Source organism: Acinetobacter baylyi DSM 14961 = CIP 107474, from assembly GCF_000368685.1.
GTDB lineage: Bacteria > Pseudomonadota > Gammaproteobacteria > Pseudomonadales > Moraxellaceae > Acinetobacter > Acinetobacter baylyi.
Window position 1 is genome coordinate 105,031 of record NZ_KB849627.1, and the last position, 18,951, is coordinate 123,981.

At 41.0% G+C, this 18,951-nt stretch carries 19 protein-coding genes and 2 pseudogenes; 9 read left to right on the top strand and 12 right to left on the bottom strand.

Annotation, left to right across the window (positions count from 1 at the left end):
* Window positions 1–128 precede the first annotated feature (128 nt).
* Together F952_RS07585 and F952_RS07590 are read right to left on the bottom strand one after the other, a co-directional pair.
* Window positions 129–1,079: a p-hydroxyphenylacetate 3-hydroxylase reductase component gene (locus F952_RS07585; protein ID WP_004925167.1), complete on the bottom strand. Its 951-nt coding sequence runs from the start codon at window positions 1,077–1,079 to the stop codon at window positions 129–131.
* Window positions 1,080–1,103: 24 nt separating this feature from the next.
* Window positions 1,104–1,301, bottom strand: a pseudogene (locus F952_RS07590) (p-hydroxyphenylacetate 3-hydroxylase oxygenase component); the annotation flags it as partial.
* Window positions 1,302–1,380: 79 nt separating this feature from the next.
* Between F952_RS07590 and F952_RS07595 the strand changes: the two are divergent.
* Together F952_RS07595 and F952_RS16860 are read left to right on the top strand one after the other, a co-directional pair.
* Complete coding sequence (locus F952_RS07595) at window positions 1,381–1,590, top strand: MarR family transcriptional regulator (protein ID WP_228681278.1); 210 nt, start codon at window positions 1,381–1,383, stop codon at window positions 1,588–1,590.
* Between the two features lie 276 nt (window positions 1,591–1,866).
* Window positions 1,867–1,995: pseudogene (locus tag F952_RS16860) on the top strand (IS5/IS1182 family transposase); the annotation flags it as partial.
* 89 nt (window positions 1,996–2,084) lie between these two features.
* Here F952_RS16860 and F952_RS07600 read toward each other — a convergent pair.
* The 9 genes from F952_RS07600 to F952_RS07635 all read right to left on the bottom strand — a co-directional run bounded on the left by F952_RS07600 (window position 2,085) and on the right by F952_RS07635 (window position 9,602).
* A complete protein-coding gene (locus F952_RS07600) occupies window positions 2,085–2,729 on the bottom strand; it encodes a glycosyltransferase family 2 protein (RefSeq protein WP_004925176.1) in 645 nt (214 codons plus the stop codon).
* On the bottom strand, window positions 2,726–3,325 hold the full coding sequence (locus F952_RS07605; RefSeq protein ID WP_004925178.1) for a class I SAM-dependent methyltransferase: 600 nt from the start codon (window positions 3,323–3,325) through the stop codon (window positions 2,726–2,728). The genes F952_RS07600 and F952_RS07605 overlap by 4 nt, the downstream gene beginning before the upstream one ends.
* Window positions 3,318–4,094, bottom strand: coding sequence for a PIG-L deacetylase family protein (locus F952_RS07610; RefSeq protein ID WP_004925182.1), 777 nt, complete (start codon window positions 4,092–4,094; stop codon window positions 3,318–3,320). Before F952_RS07610 ends, F952_RS07605 begins: the two co-directional genes overlap by 8 nt.
* Window positions 4,082–5,095: an acyl-CoA dehydrogenase family protein gene (locus tag F952_RS07615; protein ID WP_004925186.1), complete on the bottom strand. Its 1,014-nt coding sequence runs from the start codon at window positions 5,093–5,095 to the stop codon at window positions 4,082–4,084. The genes F952_RS07610 and F952_RS07615 overlap by 13 nt, the downstream gene beginning before the upstream one ends.
* Window positions 5,096–5,674: 579 nt before the next feature.
* Window positions 5,675–5,956, bottom strand: a complete 282-nt coding sequence (locus tag F952_RS17175) for a hypothetical protein (RefSeq protein ID WP_197535391.1) — start codon at window positions 5,954–5,956, stop codon at window positions 5,675–5,677.
* A gap of 541 nt (window positions 5,957–6,497) precedes the next feature.
* Window positions 6,498–7,163 (bottom strand): Rossmann-fold NAD(P)-binding domain-containing protein, encoded by a 666-nt coding sequence (locus F952_RS07620; protein WP_004925189.1) that lies wholly within the window; start codon window positions 7,161–7,163, stop codon window positions 6,498–6,500.
* 1 nt (window position 7,164) lies between these two features.
* Complete coding sequence (locus F952_RS07625) at window positions 7,165–7,932, bottom strand: SDR family NAD(P)-dependent oxidoreductase (protein ID WP_004925192.1); 768 nt, start codon at window positions 7,930–7,932, stop codon at window positions 7,165–7,167.
* Complete coding sequence (locus tag F952_RS07630) at window positions 7,929–8,609, bottom strand: glutathione S-transferase family protein (RefSeq protein WP_004925194.1); 681 nt, start codon at window positions 8,607–8,609, stop codon at window positions 7,929–7,931. The genes F952_RS07625 and F952_RS07630 overlap by 4 nt, the downstream gene beginning before the upstream one ends.
* A gap of 126 nt (window positions 8,610–8,735) precedes the next feature.
* The gene (locus F952_RS07635; RefSeq protein WP_004925197.1) at window positions 8,736–9,602 is read right to left on the bottom strand and encodes a metal-dependent hydrolase; all 867 of its coding nucleotides are present in this window, start codon (window positions 9,600–9,602) and stop codon (window positions 8,736–8,738) included.
* Window positions 9,603–9,765: 163 nt separating this feature from the next.
* Here F952_RS07635 and F952_RS07640 point away from each other — a divergent pair, with 163 nt between their 5' ends.
* From F952_RS07640 to tcuB, 7 genes are all read left to right on the top strand, one after another.
* Window positions 9,766–10,221, top strand: a complete 456-nt coding sequence (locus tag F952_RS07640; RefSeq protein ID WP_004925200.1) for a winged helix-turn-helix transcriptional regulator — start codon at window positions 9,766–9,768, stop codon at window positions 10,219–10,221.
* Between the two features lie 320 nt (window positions 10,222–10,541).
* A complete protein-coding gene (locus tag F952_RS07645) occupies window positions 10,542–11,471 on the top strand; it encodes a LysR family transcriptional regulator (protein ID WP_004925203.1) in 930 nt (309 codons plus the stop codon).
* A 268-nt stretch (window positions 11,472–11,739) separates the two neighbouring features.
* Window positions 11,740–13,050 carry an MFS transporter gene (tcuC, locus tag F952_RS07650; protein WP_004925205.1) on the top strand — a complete coding sequence of 437 codons (1,311 nt, stop codon included), beginning with the start codon at window positions 11,740–11,742 and terminating at the stop codon, window positions 13,048–13,050.
* An 89-nt stretch (window positions 13,051–13,139) separates the two neighbouring features.
* The gene (locus F952_RS07655; RefSeq protein ID WP_004925208.1) at window positions 13,140–13,934 is read left to right on the top strand and encodes a substrate-binding domain-containing protein; all 795 of its coding nucleotides are present in this window, start codon (window positions 13,140–13,142) and stop codon (window positions 13,932–13,934) included.
* A 131-nt stretch (window positions 13,935–14,065) separates the two neighbouring features.
* Window positions 14,066–14,995 carry a LysR family transcriptional regulator gene (locus F952_RS07660; RefSeq protein ID WP_004925211.1) on the top strand — a complete coding sequence of 310 codons (930 nt, stop codon included), beginning with the start codon at window positions 14,066–14,068 and terminating at the stop codon, window positions 14,993–14,995.
* Window positions 14,996–15,098: 103 nt separating this feature from the next.
* Window positions 15,099–16,505, top strand: coding sequence for an FAD-dependent tricarballylate dehydrogenase TcuA (tcuA, locus tag F952_RS07665; RefSeq protein WP_004925214.1), 1,407 nt, complete (start codon window positions 15,099–15,101; stop codon window positions 16,503–16,505).
* On the top strand, window positions 16,495–17,622 hold the full coding sequence (gene tcuB / locus F952_RS07670; RefSeq protein ID WP_004925218.1) for a tricarballylate utilization 4Fe-4S protein TcuB: 1,128 nt from the start codon (window positions 16,495–16,497) through the stop codon (window positions 17,620–17,622). Before tcuA ends, tcuB begins: the two co-directional genes overlap by 11 nt.
* Before the next feature lie 123 nt (window positions 17,623–17,745).
* Here the strand turns inward: tcuB and F952_RS07675 are convergent, their stop codons facing one another.
* Complete coding sequence (locus tag F952_RS07675; RefSeq protein WP_004925221.1) at window positions 17,746–18,939, bottom strand: LLM class flavin-dependent oxidoreductase; 1,194 nt, start codon at window positions 18,937–18,939, stop codon at window positions 17,746–17,748.
* Window positions 18,940–18,951 lie beyond the last annotated feature (12 nt).

An 18,951-nucleotide genomic window follows, 5' to 3' on the forward strand; every position in this document is an offset into this window, starting at 1 on the left:
ATGAATATTCACCAATAGATGAGTATTTTTCTGATTTATGAAAGAGGCTTTATCTATAATTTTCACCTCATAAAACACAGTTGCCTGAGGTGAAAATAAATTCTATATTTATATAGATTCTAATGCGATCAAATTCCAATCAGATCTTTTAGCATACTTTTAAAAAGCTCACGTTCATCAGTTGAATATTTCTCAAAGATCTCTTGCTGATGATTTTCAGCAATCCGATATAGCATCTGAGCAGCTTCAATGCCCTGCTCTGTCAATTCGTAACATTCGCCAGTATCAAAAAGTAAACCTTTTTGCGCTAAAATTTCAGTTGCTTGTTCAATTTCAACCACAGGCATAGCCACTTCACGCTGTAACTCACATTTTGAAGTTGCAGTTTTGCTTTCGAGTACGAGTAATAATCGAGCTTCACTCGTACGAAAACCACTTGCGAGTTGCTTCGGATGATAGTTTGCTTGATAAGCACGTACTGCCTGAGTCAGTAGATAATACATGTTGTGATAGAGACGACCAGGGAAACCATCGCCTTCACCAGCAGCAATTTCTTTTCGATCCAAACTTGGATGTGGTAAAACCGAAGAATATGCTCCTTGATGGTAAAGCAAAGGCGAGCGACCATGATCATAAAATCTGACCACACGTCCAATAATAATCCAGTGATCACCACCTTCAACGATATTAAATTTTTCGCATTCAAAATTCGCTGCACATTGTTTTAATAAGATGCATTGCCCTTCACCATGGTCAAAATCAGTTCCTGCAAATTTATCTTCACTGCGTCGTGCGAACTTGTTCGATAAATCAATTTGATTTCCCGACAAAACATTGACAGAAAAATGTGTCGCTTGTTCAAATACTTTAAAACTCGAAGAATTCTTATCGATGCTCCATAAAATAAGTGCAGGATCCAGCGAGACAGAGTTGAAACTATTTGCAGTCACTCCTACTCGTTCTCCTTCAGCATTTTGCGCAGTCATGATCGTCACACCTGTTGCAAAGTTGCCCAATGCTCTACGGAATGCTTTCGGATCTAATACTTCAATTGACTGATCTTGAGTCATCATATTCATGTTCACTATCCTTGTATACTTCAATTAAACCATTGTAGGGTCAGCTTCCATGCCCATTACAGCACGACCTAAAATTTGTGCACATACATCATAGTCTGTATAAGCATGTGCGCCAGTCATGTGAGAATCCCGAAATAAACGCTGTAATTCACTGTTATCTAAAAAACTGGTTGCACCCGCACTCGCCATTAAACGATCAACAGCCTCGATACACATTTTGACTGCGTATGCTTGATAAAGTAATCAATTGGCTGAACGCGCGTGTATTCTGAAACCAAGCTTGACTGGTATTTTAAACCGAATGCAAAATCTTGTGATTAAGCGCAAAGACGAACAAGACCAACGTATTTCACTTATTCGCTTGAGTGAAGAAGGCTTAAATCATTTTGAACACCAAGCCGTCAAAATGGAAAAATCTTATGCACGAATTCAAGAACTCTATGGTGAAGAAAAGCTTAAAGAACTCATTGAAATGCTCAAAGATTTTGAAAAAGTCAGACTATCAGACTAAATTAGGTCTCTTTACTTATATTTTATCAACTGATGAATCAAAAGATATAATAGCAAAAGTCTGTTTTGCACTAATTAAGGTCGCCAGTAAGCAAGTGGCTAATCCTCCTAGTGCATCGAAACCAAAACGAAGTGAGGTATAAATCTAGACTATTCTTCCTCTATACAACTCATGAGTATTACGTTGATGGGTTAATACATGTGCAATTAAAATACCTAAACCTCATAAAAATTAATGGAGCAAATGGACTAATGTAAAACCTCAACAATCCCAAGCATTAAGTTATTAGGTGATAAATTGTCAGCGAAACATTTTTACAGTCAAGTGAATAAAATGCATGCACGTGTAGCTATCTTAAATAAATTTACAGAATTAACCCAACTCCATAGCCAATTTGTCACTTAAATTTAAACGAGTTAAAGACATTTCAAATTATAAATCCTTGTCCAACAAAGCCAGTATGGGTTAACTTTTTCAATCGAATCAGATGAATTTTATAGATGTTTTAAAAAGTACGATAAACCTTCTGGTGCACGTCCATTTAATCGGCTGCTAGTGGTGACACGAACCAGATTACTCCGAGTAACTTTACAGCATTGTTTAATAAATTTTTCAATTAATGAGACATCCTCATGACAAGGAATAGGTTCAAAGCCACCTGCCTGAATATAGGCTTCGGCACTAAAGCTTAAATTCGCCCCATGGATATGTTGATGATCCATGCTGTCTTGATAGTGCGCCAGATATTTTTGCTGTTGTTGTACTGATAAGTGACTAAGATCATCCAGTGTAACGACTCCACAAATGGCATCTGTAGGTTGATGTAGCATTTGGCAGAGTATCCAGTCTGAATCAACAATGGTATCGGCATCCGTGCAAGCGACCCAGATCACGCCCTGATCAATTAACTGTCGAATGCCAAGATCTCTCGCCTTACCTACACAAGCAAAATTACATTCAATCCAGTTCACTTGATGTGATTCTACAACCGAGCGGGACTGATCCGTGCAACTGTCCAACACCACTAAAATCTCGACCTGTTCATGGCCCGTGTGCTGTATGGCCTGTTGGATCGACTGCAAACAGGCAGATAAATGCTGTTCTTCATTATGAGCCGGGATAACAATACCTATTTTCATATTAATCCCTGCTGTTTTGCCAAAGATGAAGTATTTACCGTCCAGATATCAATGATGAAATCTGGATCATTCAGACTTAAATAATGAGCGAAAGGTAAAGATTGTTTTAAATGATGATGGACTTGATGAGCATCCAGTTCAAAGTCCTGAATAGTATGTCGCCAGTGACAACACAGAATTTCCCCCTGTAGCGTTAGGCTGTCTTTGAGCTGATCGATAAATTCATGTAGTTCAGTGAGTGATAAGTAATAAGCCACTTCACTAATAACAATCAGATCAAATTTCTGTTCAGGAAAATTTTCAGGTATTTTTTTCTGTTTAACACTCACATGATTCAAATTCTGTAAACGTTGCGAAGCCCAATGAATAGCATGTGCAGAAACATCTACACATAAAAGCTGATCAGCACGTTGGGCTAGATGAAAACTTAAATGACCATTGGAACAACCGATTTCCAGCACTGATGAATAACGCGGTTGAGTAAGCAATGCCAAACAAATCTGCCTTTTACGAGCCTCATACCAATGATGATCATAGCCCCAAGGGTCATTATTGGTATGATATAAATCTTCGAAATATTGACTAGAATCATTCACAAAGATAAACCTCCCAAGGCATCAATAAACGTTCGATAATTGCTGCAGATAAAACCGCAGCATTTCCTGTACTCTCATCAGCTTCGATCTGACTTTTGAACTGCATAATGGCCTGACGTTTTTTGATTAATTGCGTTTGCGTCAAGCTATAAGCTCTGGCCTGTTGCCAGTTGATACGCGGATCTAACGGCCGCGCCCAATGCCATGCCCAGATCAGCACCTGTAAATATGCTAGATCATGCGCTAAAGCAAAGGCTTGTACCGTTTTTCCTACCGCTTCATGATCGGGATGTCCATCCTGCGCATAGCTACAAATCAGAATATCCTCTGCTTGAACCAGCGCGTCTAATGCTTGCCAAAGTTGCTCTGTCTGCAAATGAATCTGTCCATCTGGTAAATTTAAGGCAATTCGTTGAGCAAAATCTGAAACCTCTAAACAATGTAATGCCGCTAGACTTTCTTGTGGACGAATTTGATTTAATTGTTCTGGACTATATTTGCTTGAATTCGGATGGCTTTGGGTACCATTGCTGACGGCAATAATCAATAAATGACAATTCAAATTAATCAACTGTTGCATCAAGCCGCCACAACCGAGTATTTCATCATCTGGATGCGGTGCCACAATCACAATTCGTTTCGAGTGAAATTTTTCAAGATTCAGTGGTGAGAGGGGCTGTTGAAAAAATGCATGTAACCATTGTTCTCTAGATGTACCTTGCCCTTCAATGATGCGATCTTCAACCAAAGGATGTTTTAAAGCTGCCATGACACTTGCTCCTGTAAACATCGCTCAGCAATTTGCTCATCATCAAATGCCGCATGACTTTGCCGAATAAATACTGGTAAATCTGCCATTAGACTGGCAAAACTCGCTTGTTCACAAAAAGGTCTTGCTCCTAACGCTTTTCCAACGCCTTCAATAACCGCCAGACAGCTTTTTTCGGCCTGTGCACGCAATATCCGTACTTCCCGTTCATGACTGAGCTTGGGTTGACTATCAATCAGTTGTGCGACGTATTGGAAATATTGTCGGGTTATCATAACTTGAGTTGCCAATTGACCTAAATGCATTTTTTTAAAAGGATTTGGGGTTTTAAGACAGCTTTGTTGCAGCTCATCCATTAACCGTACTGCCGCACCATACCAACAAGCTGCAACACCCGCAGCACCATGCCAAAAACCAGCCCGATCAAGGTAATCATTGGGACGGCCAATGAGTTTGACTGCTGTATCCTGAAAATTGACTCTGGCAGTCTGTGTACCTTGCATGCCTACGGCTTGCCATTGATCTAGATCAATGGTGATCGAGGGTTGGTTAAGGTCAACAATGCAGAGCTGAGATTGCCCGTGTTGGTCTTTAAAACTGATTAATGCTTTTTGAACAAATTCAGCACCTGAGCACCACGGTTTAATTCCCAAACAACGCCCATTTTCGACCTTTAACGGCGCTGGCCCACCATCGGCAGCCCAAACAGCCCATGTCTTCTCATCGATTTCATTTTCATATCCGAGCTCATGCAGAATGCTTAGAGCGTCACAATGTGACTCAAAAAGCTTAGCTAAACTTAAATCAAACCCAGCAATCTGAGCAAAAATTTGCCAGCGTTGATAAGTCTCATTAGAAGCAGGTTCAGGCAATCTCCCAGCAGAATGGATCAAATTTTTAAGCAAAAGTGGTCGTTGATTTAATTTCTCTTCAGCTGAGTACTGCTCAAAGCGATTTAACACATCGAAAATTAATCTATTTATAGATACTTGATTTCTCATTCTTAAAATATTAATTTGAGTTAATTTTTAACAATAAATGAAAATTTTGTATAGTTAAATAGACCAATTGTAATGAAATGATATTTATAAATAAATATTACTTAATTAATGAGATTTTAAAATTTTTAATTTAACATTCATTTAAGTGAACATTTTAAATCATCGTTTAATGATATCTGAAAATATAATATATAAAAAACAATCATACACTTAAAATATACTCAACTTCTTTCATAAATTACTTTTTACTCAGCTCTAAATTATAGATTCATGCAATCAAATTGAGCCTTAAGCCAAAATTGGTTTGCTTCTATTTCGATAACATTCCACTCAAATCTTGAAAGTCTTTAATGTACCAAATACATGCTCAACCCCAATTCTTGTTTTATTCATTTTCCCGATGATATCCTATTGGTACAGAATATAATCCACAACGCTTTTTAGCCTTGCTTGGTAACAGGCTATCAGCATATAGCGCATAAATACCTTGATAACCCTTATCTCCAAGAATAAATGAATTTTTTGAGACTACATAAAAATTACACTTGAACAGCTCAAAATTATGTACAGCACCTTTGCTCATGCATAGTATTTACTGGGTTCTACTGTGAATGATTGCTTGAATCTTAAATATGTGAGCTTTTTCTTACCACTATGGCAACTCGATTGTTTTTTAGGTCTTTGTATTGGAATTTCAGTGACATCTATGATCACAACATTCCAGTCTATACCTTCACCTGCGGAGATATTTCTGGGTAAATTAAACAAACCTGACTGGATTAAAGTATCTTTAACTTGATGAACTATTCTGGAAACTGTTGGCTCTGATACACCGTAACTTGCAGCAACATAAAATAAGATCCGGTATTCTCGCCAATAACTTAAACAGAGTAAACTTGATCTTTAAGACACCGTTTTAATGGTCTGCCTTTAGGGGTAATTTGCATCTGCATTTGTTCAACTATGAGAAAAAATATTGAACGTGATACGCCTATATAACGCTTAAACTGGGCATCAGAAAGCTTTTTTGAGTCGAGATATTTCACACACAGATTATGCATGAAAATCTAAAATTTTTCAGAATGAAAAAAATAAAATGATGAACACTTTTTGATTTATGAAAGAGGTTTAATAACACCCATAATTCTCCAATTAATACTATTTTCTAAATAATTAATAACAATAAACGTTGATCGCTCAATTAGCTCTTTTAAAAAAATTGCGACTCTTAATCGCTTAAATAATAGTGTAGATCATTACTATCCATGAATAATTTTCTTTATTAGGAATATAAAAACGCTTCTATAATAGTATGAGATAATTCTGAATAACAAATAATACCAAAGATACCTATATATAGGGATTTCAGCTCAACGATTGAATCTGTATGATTTTATAATCCTCAGCGCAACTCCTGACTCCATGTCGATTTAGGTTGTTGGTACAGATGCCAACAAGTCTGTTGCAGTGATTGCATCAATTCATGCTTTGCAGTTTGTCCATGCGGTACTACACAATACACCACATGAATTCCCTTGGGGTGAAAATCCCTAGCCAAGGACTGTGCTAAAGCTCGAATACTGGCAGACATGCTTTGACTGAGTAAATCCTGCTCCGATTCGATTGGTTGTTGAGTTCCTAGAAAAATCAAGGTGCCTCGCTGTTTAGACAGCATCTGACGAATCACAGCTTGGGCAATACTCACCGCAGTTAAGCCTGTGTTTTGCCAATAGTTCTCAAGCTGTTCAGCGGACCATGCATGGCTATTTTTAGCGAACACAAAGTCAGGCTGAAAAATGCATAAATCGACAAAATACCCTGATTTCTGAATCTGCCGTATAACGCTTTTGAGTGCAGCCGCATCAAGCAGATTTAGTCGTACACGGATCAGCCTCTGTGCTTGAACCTCAAGCTGTGACTGTGTTTGTGTCACATCATGCTGAAGTTGATAAACAGGTATATTGGGGCTAAAAAGCGGGCTCAACGCCTGTATATCATTGCCCACGATCACCGCGCAACCCTGCACTTTTTGTTGGGCTTTTAACCATTGCGGCAGCAACTTAATCATCTTAGAATTTCTCCTGATAAGGACGTAAATCCAGTTCATGCGTCCATAAATCAACATTTTGCTGATAGAGCATCCAGTAATTTTCAGCAATTGCATCAATATTTAAACCACCCGTACCGCGTGTTAACCGCGCCAGCCGTCCCAATCCCCATAAGGCTTTATTGACACGATCACCATCGACCATGCCGTCCACCATCACGTGTGCCACATGGATATTTTGCGAGCGATAGAGTTCAGCCAAATTCAAGGCATAGCTTCTCAGCGCAGACTTGCCCATGCTAAATGCCGCAAAAAAAGGTTTACCCCGCAATGAGGCACTGGCACCCGTAAAAATCAATGTGCCCTGCTGCTGTTTTTGAAAAATGCTTAAACTACGCTGCGCCACCAACACTGAGGATAAAAAGGTGGAACGCCACATTTGGCTAAAAAACTTTAGGCTACTCTGTAAAAAGATCGAAGGAATATTACCGCCCACATTATGGATCACCGCGGCCAATGCTTCTGGCTGATCGTTTAAATGATCAAACAAGGTCTGCAGCTGCTGCTCATTTTCAGCATCTAGCACATAAGCCACCGCCTGCCCACCTTGGCGATGAATTGCCGCTGCCACTTTTTCAACCTTATTTAAGGTTCGCCCCGCCACATAGACTTTGAATTTTTCCTGAGCAAAACGGCGACAGACTGCTGCACCAATGCCTTGCTCGGCACCCACGCCAACCACTGCAATAATCGCTGTTGGCTGCGTTATGTCTTGATTTGACCGATTCATAATTGTTGTATCCAATGCTGAATATGCGGATAACTGTTAATTTTTGGCCCCCAGATTTTACTGGTACGCACCACTTCTAACAGTTGTGAACCCACTGCAATATCGGCAATGGTTTTGCTCTCACCGACGAGCCAGCCCGTTTGGCCCAATACCAACTCAATGCGCTCTAAATGCCGAGTAAATTCTGCCTCGATATCCGCCTTCGCCATTCGTCCTGTGCCTTGCATCTTCACCTGCAGATTCAACGCGGCTTTAAGCAAAGGTTTCATCAATACAATCTCATGCTTGGGACGACCTTCCGCACTAATCGCGACCGCACGATTTAAGGCATCGGCATCACTGACCCGAAAATATACTTCATAGAAATATAACAATTCGTCCGACCAGTCTTCCCACAATTCGACATAGGCTTTTTGTAATGGATCTACAGGATATAAAAGTGGCAAATCTGGATATGCCTCATCCAGATAACGGGCAATTTTAGTACTGTCCTGAATGCGTTGTCCGTTGATATCTAGCACAGGGACTTTGCCGACTTTGCTGAGTCTTGGGACTTTAGCCCCCAATACCCCATTATAATTCACAGTTTCAAATGCAATGCCTTTAAACTGCAACATCCGCGCGACTTTTTTGCAGAATGGTGAAATTTCCCATTGATGTAAAACCACTGTACTCATTGTTATATTTCCATCTTTTTATTGAATTGATCTGAATGACAAACGAGCAGCGCAATGCTGGCTCAACTTATCTTACAGATATTTACTCACTTGGCGATGTGTAACCCAGGGTATTTTTCTCGCTGATTAATGAATAAAAGTCGATTGTTCTGGCGATAAACCAATTTTGATTTTGGTTTTTGCCACGATATCCGACTCATCGGTATCATTTGGATGGAAGTCACGACGATAATAAGAGAAAAATTGTGGCACCAGTTTTCGATAGGATTGTACGGTAAAGCCTGCAAACTTAGCCCACGATTTCAGATTCAGTAATTGCTTGTCTCTGGACATTAACACCACTTGGTAGACATTCGAGAAGGTTGTGATGAGGACCAAGCTCAAACTAAAAATCGCAACCCGCGGGATATAAGCATCTAAACCTTTGCCATAGAGATATTCATACATGTCATAGGCAACCGCTTTGTGTTCGGTCTCTTCGACACTGTGCCATAACCAGAGATTTCGAATGGTGGTATCCGTCATTAATTCATTAACGTTTTTCATCATCTCCACCACCAGTACTGCGGTGTAATGTTCCAGTCCAACTGTCACCAATAGATTCCACTTTTTCGGAAAAGTGCGTTCAATCGCTTTAAGGATGATGCCTGTCGATTTTTCTAATGATTCAGGATCTAGCCCATATTGTTGTGCACTAACATGGAAGGCATGATGTTCTTTGGAATGCATCGCCTCCTGACCAATAAATGCGCCAATATCACGATCCAGTTGCGGGTTACTTTTGACTTGGTCTCGTAAAGCCCTGACCGAACGAACAAAGTAAGACTCTCCTTCTGGAAATAGGGTGGAAAGGCCTGTGAAATAATGGGTAAAGGTTGGTTCATTGTTACACCAGTATTTGGGCATATCCTGAAATTCATAATCCATACGTCGGACAGGAAATGATGTAGGTATCTTTTGCTTTGATTTTTCTTTTAACACTGACGCAGACATAATTCACCTCAAGAATAGATCTCAAAATATTAAGTTCCAAAAAGGAACTCAATAAGAAAATATAGGTGCCTTGATAAGTTGTCAATAAAGCGGATATCTTAATCCTTCAAGTTGTCCTAAAATGACAGCCCGCTTCCTGTAAAGACATATAGATGGTATTGCGATGAAATGGCATGAACTCGGTGAAATGAATTGTCCTATTGCACGGACTTTGTCAATTTTTGGCGACCGCTGGACCTTGCTGATTATTCGTAATGCTTTTATGAAAACCCGACGTTTTGATGATTTTCAAAAGCAGTTAGGCATCACCCGTCATTTGCTGACCGAGCGTATTAACCGTTTGGTGGAACAAAAGATTTTTGAGAAAGTGCTGTATCATGAAGCACCAAAACGTTATGAATATAAGCTGACTGAAAAAGGCTTAGCCCTGTACCCTATTATTGTCACGATGAGTACATGGGGCAATATTTGGCAGAATGAAAATAAGCAATTTCCTGAGTTACGTTATCTGCATAAAAACTGTGGGCAACTGACCAGTCCAAGTCTGACCTGTGACTGCTGCAAACAGCCAATTGATGCGAGACAGATGTCGCCAGTTTATGTGTCGGGTGAGGAGTAAACTGATGCCAAACTAATTTTCTTTGAGCATCCTATAAATATATCCAAAATATTATGAATGTATTGCACAGCTAAAATATATTCATAATAGCTCTATTATTAAAACAAAATTAAAAATGATTGTCTTAAAATAAATCCATCCTATTCATTTTACTTTAAAGAAAAAATTTAATCAAAACATGCTTAATATTTGGGTTAAAACCAGTAGAAAATTTTCAACACCACTTAAACATTTTTCTAGCAATATTGATAACATCTACTTTATTGGTTAACTTGTTTTATAGAATCATCTAGGGCACAGGAAGAAAAGAATACATTCGAATGGAAATCAAACAAATCAAATATTTTTCAACCGTGGTTGAGGCTGGCAGTATTGGTAAAGCCGCTCAAAAGTTAGATGTCGGTGCTTCTGCCATTAGTCAGCAAATTACCAAGCTAGAACAAGAGCTCTGCATTCGTTTATTACAACGTAATGCATTTGGTGTGACCCCAACCCCCGCGGGTCTTGCTTTTTTAAAACACTCTCAATTAATTTTGCGTCAGATTAATTTTGCGATTGATGCAGCGCATTCAGCACGTCTGTCTGGTCATGTGAGTTTGGGTTTTCCGCCAACCATCAGTGCATTGATTGGCATCCCTTTAATGAAATTAATGTCTGAACGCTACCCGGATATTCGCCTAGAAATTGTCGAAACGCTGTCAGGCAATCTGATTCAGTCAATTAATTCGCGCCAGCTTGATATAGCCATTATTTTTACTCATGAAATTGATAAGCAATGGGCCATTCAGCCCTTGGTTAAAGAGCAAATGTATCTGATGGCACGAAAAGAAGTGCTGATCAAACATGGTTTGTCGGATTGTTTGCAAACGGGCATTATTCAGTCACAGCAAATTGGGGATATTCCACTGGTCCTCCCCCGACAGCGCCACAGTTTACGTAAACTACTCGAACACAAAATTGGTCAACTCAATGTGGTGTATGAGATTGATGGCCTACACCTGCTCATGGATAGCCTGATTCATCTAGATCTGGCCAGTGTCCGGCCAGGAAGTGCTTGTTTACAGAAATACAAGCACCAGATCCAGCTCTTAAAAGTGATTGATCCTGAAATCGAGCGAATTAATTATCTGGTCAGTCTGGCAGAAGAAGAGCTTTCGCCAGCAGCACTGGCAGCCAAATCAGCCATTAAAGCCTGTGTAAAAGAATTAATTCGGGCACAAATCTGGCCGTGTTCCGAACTCATTTTATAAAGGGTCATTAATTTTTTTAAATACCCAATTACTTTTAGACTCTCACTCCTTTTCTGTTTTTCCTCGTACATTCCTGCCACATGATAAATGAATTGTTCTTTATCAAACTTTGATAAGTCGTTTGAACTGGAAACACGGTATCACCCTCTCTTACCAAAATATCTGCATGACGTTGTGTCACGATCAATACGACACCTTAAGACGGACCATGCGGTCATAAAAAAAGAGACACGTGATGGTTTCCATTTTTCAGACCAAGGAGGTCTTAATGGAACAGGTTGCTAAACGTAGTGCTACGTTTAAAAAAATTCTAAATGTCACCAGTGGCAATTTCTTAGAACAATATGATTTTTTTCTTTTTGGATTTTATGCAACCTATATTGCAGCCAAGTTTTTTCATTCAGAAAATGAATACGTCTCACTTATGATGACCTTTACCGTATTCGCGGCAGGTTTTTTAATGCGACCGTTGGGTGCGATTTTTCTAGGCGCCTATGTCGACCGCGTGGGACGTCGTAAAGGTCTGATTATCACTTTAAGTTTAATGGCACTGGGTACTATTTTAATTACCTTTGTTCCAAGTTACGATGCGATCGGCATCATTGCACCCATCTTGGTGGTGATCGGACGATTATTGCAAGGATTTTCTGCGGGTGTTGAATCCGGTGGTGTATCGATTTATCTAGCCGAAATTGCCACAGACAAAAACCGTGGTTTTATTACTAGTTGGCAATCGGGTAGCCAGCAAATTGCAGTAGTATTTGCAGCGTTACTGGGTTATTGGCTGAATTCCGTATTGAGCCATGCTCAGGTCAGTGACTGGGGCTGGCGTATTCCATTTTTAATTGGATGTTTGATCATTCCGCTTATTTTTGTGTTCCGTCGTACGCTGGAAGAAACAGAAGACTTTAAAGCACAAAAAACCCATCCAACGACCAAAGAAATTTTTAGCACGCTTGCAAGTAACTGGCGCATTGTACTGGCCGGTATGATGATGAGTGCCATGACCACGACCACGTTCTATTTCATTACGGTTTACACCACTGTCTATGCAAAACGTACTCTAGAAATGTCGATCACAGATAGTCTTTTAGCAACTGTATTTGTAGGGTTATCCAATTTCTTCTGGTTACCTATGGGTGGCTTGCTTTCCGACAAAATTGGCCGTCGTCCTGTGCTGGTCGGCATTACGACACTTGCAATTTTTACCAGTTATCCGGTTTTAAGCTGGTTGGTCAGTGACATTAGTTTTACCAACCTAATCATTGCACTTGCGTACTTCTCTTTCTTCTTTGGTCTGTATAACGGCACCATGGTTGCCACGCTGGCAGAAGTAATGCCAAAACGCGTACGTACAGTTGGCTTTTCTTTGGCATTTAGTCTTGCCGCTGCGATTTTTGGTGGCATGACGCCGATGGCGTGCACCTTCTTGGTTGAGCACACTGGCAACCCAAGCACTCCGGCTTTTTGGCTCATGTTTGCTGCCGTATGTAGCCTGATCTCAAGCCTGTATTTATGCCGTGGTGCTAAAAAGAACAATCCTGACGCAGTTGTTGAACCAGCAAAACTGAGTGTCTAACACGTCAGCATCATTTGAAAATTTTAATGAACAGCACGGCGTGCATATTGCAACCGTGCTGTGTTCTTGTGTCCTTCAAGTGAGTTACTATGAAAAAATCTCCGATTGTATTGAGTATGTGCTTAGCTGGTGCAGGTTTAGGCTCTACATTCACCCATGCAGACACGCTCGAAGTGATCAGCTCTGGCGGTTTTTATTCATCTATGGAAAAACTCATTCCATTATTTGAAAAACAAACTGGTCACACAGTTCATCTGTCTTCTGGTTCATCTATGGGTGCATCGCCCACTGCAATTCCAAACCGTCTCGATCGTGGTGAGCGTTTTGATGTGGTGATGCTGGCTGCTCCAGAACTCAGTAAGCTTGCAGAAAAAGGGTATGTCGATCCACATTCACAACGTGCTCTAGTCAATTCAAGCATTGGCATGGCTGTTCCCAAAGGTGCACCAAAGCCAGACATTAGCTCTGCGGCAAAATTTGAACAAGTTTTACTCAATGCTAAGCACATTGGCTATTCAGCAAGTGCGAGTGGTACACATCTTGAAAAAGATGTTTTCCCAAGCTTTCCACCGGTCGAATACAAATTAATTTCGAGTAAAGCAGAAAAAGTCGTCGGCGACCGCGTTGCAAAACGTATTGCTGAAGGACAGTTTGATATTGGCTTCCAGCAAATTAGTGAAATCAAACCGTTTACTGGCCAATATGGTCAAGTTGATTTGGTCGGCCCGATTCCTGCACCTTACCAAAAAGTCACGGTATTTGCTGCTGGCATTGGTAAACACTCTGAACATGCAAAAGCAGCAAAAGAACTGATTCAATTTGTAAAATCGCCTCAAGCGACACAAACGATTGAAGAACAGGGTCTTGAGCAGGTTAAACAATAAAAGCTCTAAAAGGCAGCATTTTGAGAGGATGTTGCCTTTATTCTTTCGGCGGTTTACGCAGCATAATAGAACAAAATGCACAGCGATAAACCCGTGTAGAATAATAAACAAAGGACAATGTAGTATTTGCCGTGGAACTCAAACAATTAAAGTATTTTATTGCCGTGATCGAGTCTGGAAGTTTGGGTAAAGCTGCAAAAAATCTCGATATTGGCACTTCTGCATTAAGTCAGCAAATCTCAAAATTAGAAAGCGAGCTTTCTATTCGCCTTTTACAACGTACTACTTTGGGTACAGTCCCCACCCCTGCGGGTTTAGCATTTTTTCAACAAGTACAACTGGCGCTTAGGCACCTAGAGCATGCCGTAGATTCTGCGCATTCTTCACGCTTAAGTGGTCATGTGACCGTCGGTTTTTCACCAAGTGTGGCGGCTGTGATTGGCACACATTTTTTAAAACTCATGAGAAACCGTTACCCCGACATTAAAGTCCGTTTAATAGAAGGATTATCGGGTGATTTAAAAGCTTTAGTTAATGCAAGGCAGCTCGATGTGGCTATCATCTTTCGTGACGATGTCGATCCACAATGGGCTATACAGCCTTTGGTCAAAGAGCAAATGTTTTTAATCTCGCCTAAAGAAGTGCTGAGTCAGTATCACCTTGAAAGTTGTATCGACACGCAAACCATTACGCATACACAGCTTAAAGCACTTCCCCTGATTTTACCGAGCCAACGACATGGCCTGCGCTTGTTGCTCGAACAAAAAATTCATCAACTTAAAGTGGCCTATGAGATTGATGGACTGCATTTGCTGATGGAAAGTATCAGCCAACTCGAAATGGCGACTATTCAGCCTGCGGGTGCCGCATTAAACTCACGCCAAGATTTATGTTTACTACGCGTCGTTGAACCTGCCATTGAGCGTATTAACTATTTAATTAGTTTATCTGAAGAAGAACTCTCGCCTGCCACTTTAGCCACTAAAGTGGTGATTCGTGCATGTGTAACCAACTTGATTCAAGAAAAGCGCTGGCCCAGTGCGAAGCTTATAAACACTTAAGCCATTTGTATTTATTTTTACTAAACACCCATTCAAGCTGAGCCTCTCACTGCATATTGCCTTTTAAAGCTACATTAGCCTGAGCTAAAAAAGGAAGAAATCTATGCATGATGTGATTGTCATTGGGGGTGGAAATGCCGCACTGTGTGCCGCGCTCACAGCAAAAGAGAGTGGTGCTTCTGTGATAGTTTTAGAGGCAGCGCCTAAAGAATGGCGTGGTGGTAATTCACAGCACACGCGTAACCTCCGTTGCATGCATGATGCTCCTCAAGATGTACTGGTCGATGCCTATCCCGAAGAAGAATATTGGCAAGACCTACTTAAAGTCACTGCTGGCAAAACCAATGAACACTTGGCCCGTCTGGTCATTCGTAGCACGGCAACATGTCGCGACTGGATGCGTAAATATGGTGTCAATTTTCAGCCGCCACTATCAGGTGCTTTACATGTTGCGCGTACCAATGCATTTTTTATGGGTGGTGGTAAAGCCCTCATCAACGCCTACTACCGAAGTGCGCAAGCACTTGGTATTGAGATTTTATACAACACCAAAATTAAAGACCTCAAGTTAAACGAAGGACATTTTGAAGCTGCAATTGCAGAAGATGGCCGTGTGTTTCAAGCAAAAAGCTGTGTATTGGCCGCCGGGGGATTTGAGTCAAATTTAGAATGGTTGAGGGCAGCATGGGGACAAAATGAAAACGGTGAATGGCCTGCCGATAATTTCATTATCCGCGGAACACGCTTTAATCAAGGCAACTTACTCAAATTTATGATCGATCAAGGCGCCGATATGATTGGTGATCCATCGCAATCGCACTGTGTGGCTGTAGATGCACGCGCACCGTTATATGACGGCGGCATCTGCACCCGTATTGACTGCGTTTCACTGGGAATTGTGGTTAATAACAAGGCCAAACGTTTTTACGATGAAGGCGAAGACTTCTGGCCAAAACGTTATGCGATTTGGGGTCGCCTTGTGGCCAAACAGCCACAGCAAATCGCCTATTCCATTATTGATTCAAAAGCCATTGGTCGCTTTATGCCACCTGTGTTTGCGGGGGTAAAAGCAAATAGCATTCAAGAGCTGGCCGAAAAAATCGGGCTAGATGCAAAAACCTTAAGCTATACCGTAGACAAATTTAATCAAGCCTGCGTACAAGGCACCTTTAACCATACGGTTTTAGACGATTGTACCACTCAAAATATCGTTCCCAACAAGACCCATTGGGCCGTTCCGCTCGATCGCCCGCCCTTCTATGCCTATGCGCTTAAACCCGGCATTACCTTTACTTATTTAGGCTTAAAAGTCGAAGACGATGCTGCTGTGCGTTTTAACAATAAAGCCAGCCGCAACTTATTTGTGGCAGGTGAAATGATGGCAGGTAACGTACTTGGCCAGGGTTATACCGCAGGCGTTGGCATGTCGATCGGCACGACCTTTGGACGCATTGCCGGAAAAAATGCAGCCCGCTATGCACTATCACAAGGAGTTGAACATGAATGCTAGTACTAAAGCCTTAATTCCAGTTGTTCAGCTCTCTGAGCATGAGCAGGAAGTTCAAAGAGCGCTACAAATTTGTAATGCTTGTCGTTACTGTGAGTCGTTTTGTGCCGTATTTGCCGCCATGACTAAACGTCTTGAGTTTAATCAAGCCGATATTCATTACCTCGCAAACCTGTGCCATAACTGTGGCGCATGTTTACACGCTTGCCAATATGCGCCGCCACAAGAGTTTGGGGTAAACATCCCAAAAGCGATGGCGCAAGTACGTTTAGAAACTTACCAAGAGTTTGCGACCCCGCAACCTTTAGGCCGACTTTATAAATCTGTGGGTATTCCTTTTGTCTCGGTATTAACACTTATTTTCTTTTTTTGCATGCTCGCTGTGGTGTGGTACAAAGGCACCGACCTGTTTGCAGGCTATCAAGGTAATTTCTATGCGATTTTCCCGCATAACTTTTTGGCTCTACTGTTTGGAGCAACCTTTAGCGTTGCCATAGTTTTGCTCGGTATTGGCATTAGTAAATTTTGGCGACAAACATCTAACGTTATTCAAGGCAAAGTTGAGAAACCCGATCTGGTTCAAGCTTCTCAAAATGTATTAACGCTTAAATATTTAGATGGTGGACATGGCAAAGGCTGTAATGAACAAGATGATCGTTATACACAAATCCGCCGTGTGTTCCATCACCTAACGTTTTATGGCTTTATGTTGTGCTTTGCAGCAACCATTGTAGCGACGTTATATCACTATTTCCTCAACCTACATGCGCCTTACCCTATCTTGAGCGTGCCTGTAATTTTAGGGACGTTGGGTGGGTTTGGCTTAGTGATTGGGCCATCTGGCCTGCTCTATTTAAATCTGAAACGCCATCCCTTGCATGGTGACCGTGAGCAAAAACCTGTAGATCGAGGTTTTATTTTCCTTCTACTTATCGTTAGCGCTTCAGGGCTAGCCCTTATGGTATTTCGTAATACTCCATACATGGCACTCTTACTGATTTTCCATTTAGCCACGGTCATGACCTTCTTTATAACGATGCCATTTGGAAAGTTCGCGCACGGTTTTTACCGCAGTGCATCTTTACTCAAATTTGCCATCGAAAATAGAACAAAAAAATAGTAAATTGCTGAGAATTGAATATAAGGCGATGATAAATTGCTTATATTCAATGCAACAAGTACTCATACGCAATAAACCAAAGCTTCTATTCAAAGCCTTGGTTGAATAGGATTGAGCGCGATTCTAGGCAATACGATACTTTGATTCTTCTGGTATACGCTGTAAAGCTTGACGTTGCTTTTTAAAATGTGGAAGAACATGTTCACCAAGACGGTATGACTCTTCAAGATGTGGATAGCCAGCTAGAAAGAACAACTCAATACCAATACTATTATATTCTTGAATACGTTCAATGATCTGTTGGTAGCTCCCCACTAAAGCAACGCCTGGTGGCACTCCAATGTATCCAAACCCCGACCAAACATTTGGATGGATAAAAAAGTCGCTAACATTTTTACTGCCATCTTTTTCGGCGTACTCTTTTTCAAAGCTTAATACACGCGCTGAACGTAAACCCGCATGGGCTGCTGCCGCGTGTAAACGTTGCTTTTCAGCAGCTTCATCGAGAAAACGCTGTGCCTCTGCCAACGCTTCTTGTTCAGTACGGCGAGCAATTGTATCTATTGACAAGCCAAACTTTATATTTTCACGACCATATTTTTTTGCTCGTAAACGGACATCAGCAATTAGTGAAGCAATTTCTTGAGGTTTTTCAGCCCTCATCAGATAGTAATCAGCATGCTTGGCTCCGAATTCTCGAGCAGCTTCAGAAGAACCTGCTGTACAAATAATCGGAAGACTTGCTTTATTAAGTGGATATTTCAGCCCCCCGCCTTCTGCCGAATAGTACTTTCCCTTATAGTGAAATGAGGGATTATTCCAATATCCTTTTACAACATCTAGAAACTCTGTAGCACGTGCATAACGCTCATCATGAGGTAAGTCATCGCCTACTTGACGTTGAATGACTTCAGATCCACCATTAATGATATTCCAAACCAGTCGATTACCCGTTGCACGCTGATAAGTTGCCGCAGTTTGAACAGCATTATATGGACTAAAATGATAAGCCTGAAATGCAGTCACAAAGTTAAGTTTTTTGGTTTCTCTTGCAAGTAATGAACATACTGTCCAAGGTTCTTCGCCAGTTGGCGCGTTCACCATGAGCGCACCAGCAAAACCATTGATTTCTGCTGCTCGGGCTACCTGACTTAGGTAATCAATATAGGTAAAATCGTCGCCAACTTCATAGTTTGAGACTGCTCCTGTATTTTCAATATTTTCATTATTGGTCCAATCACCGCGATTGCGTGGATCACCTGGTAAATACTCTGTCTCACCATGAAGCGGTAACCGTGTAAAGAATTCAATTCCCATTTTTTTCTCCGT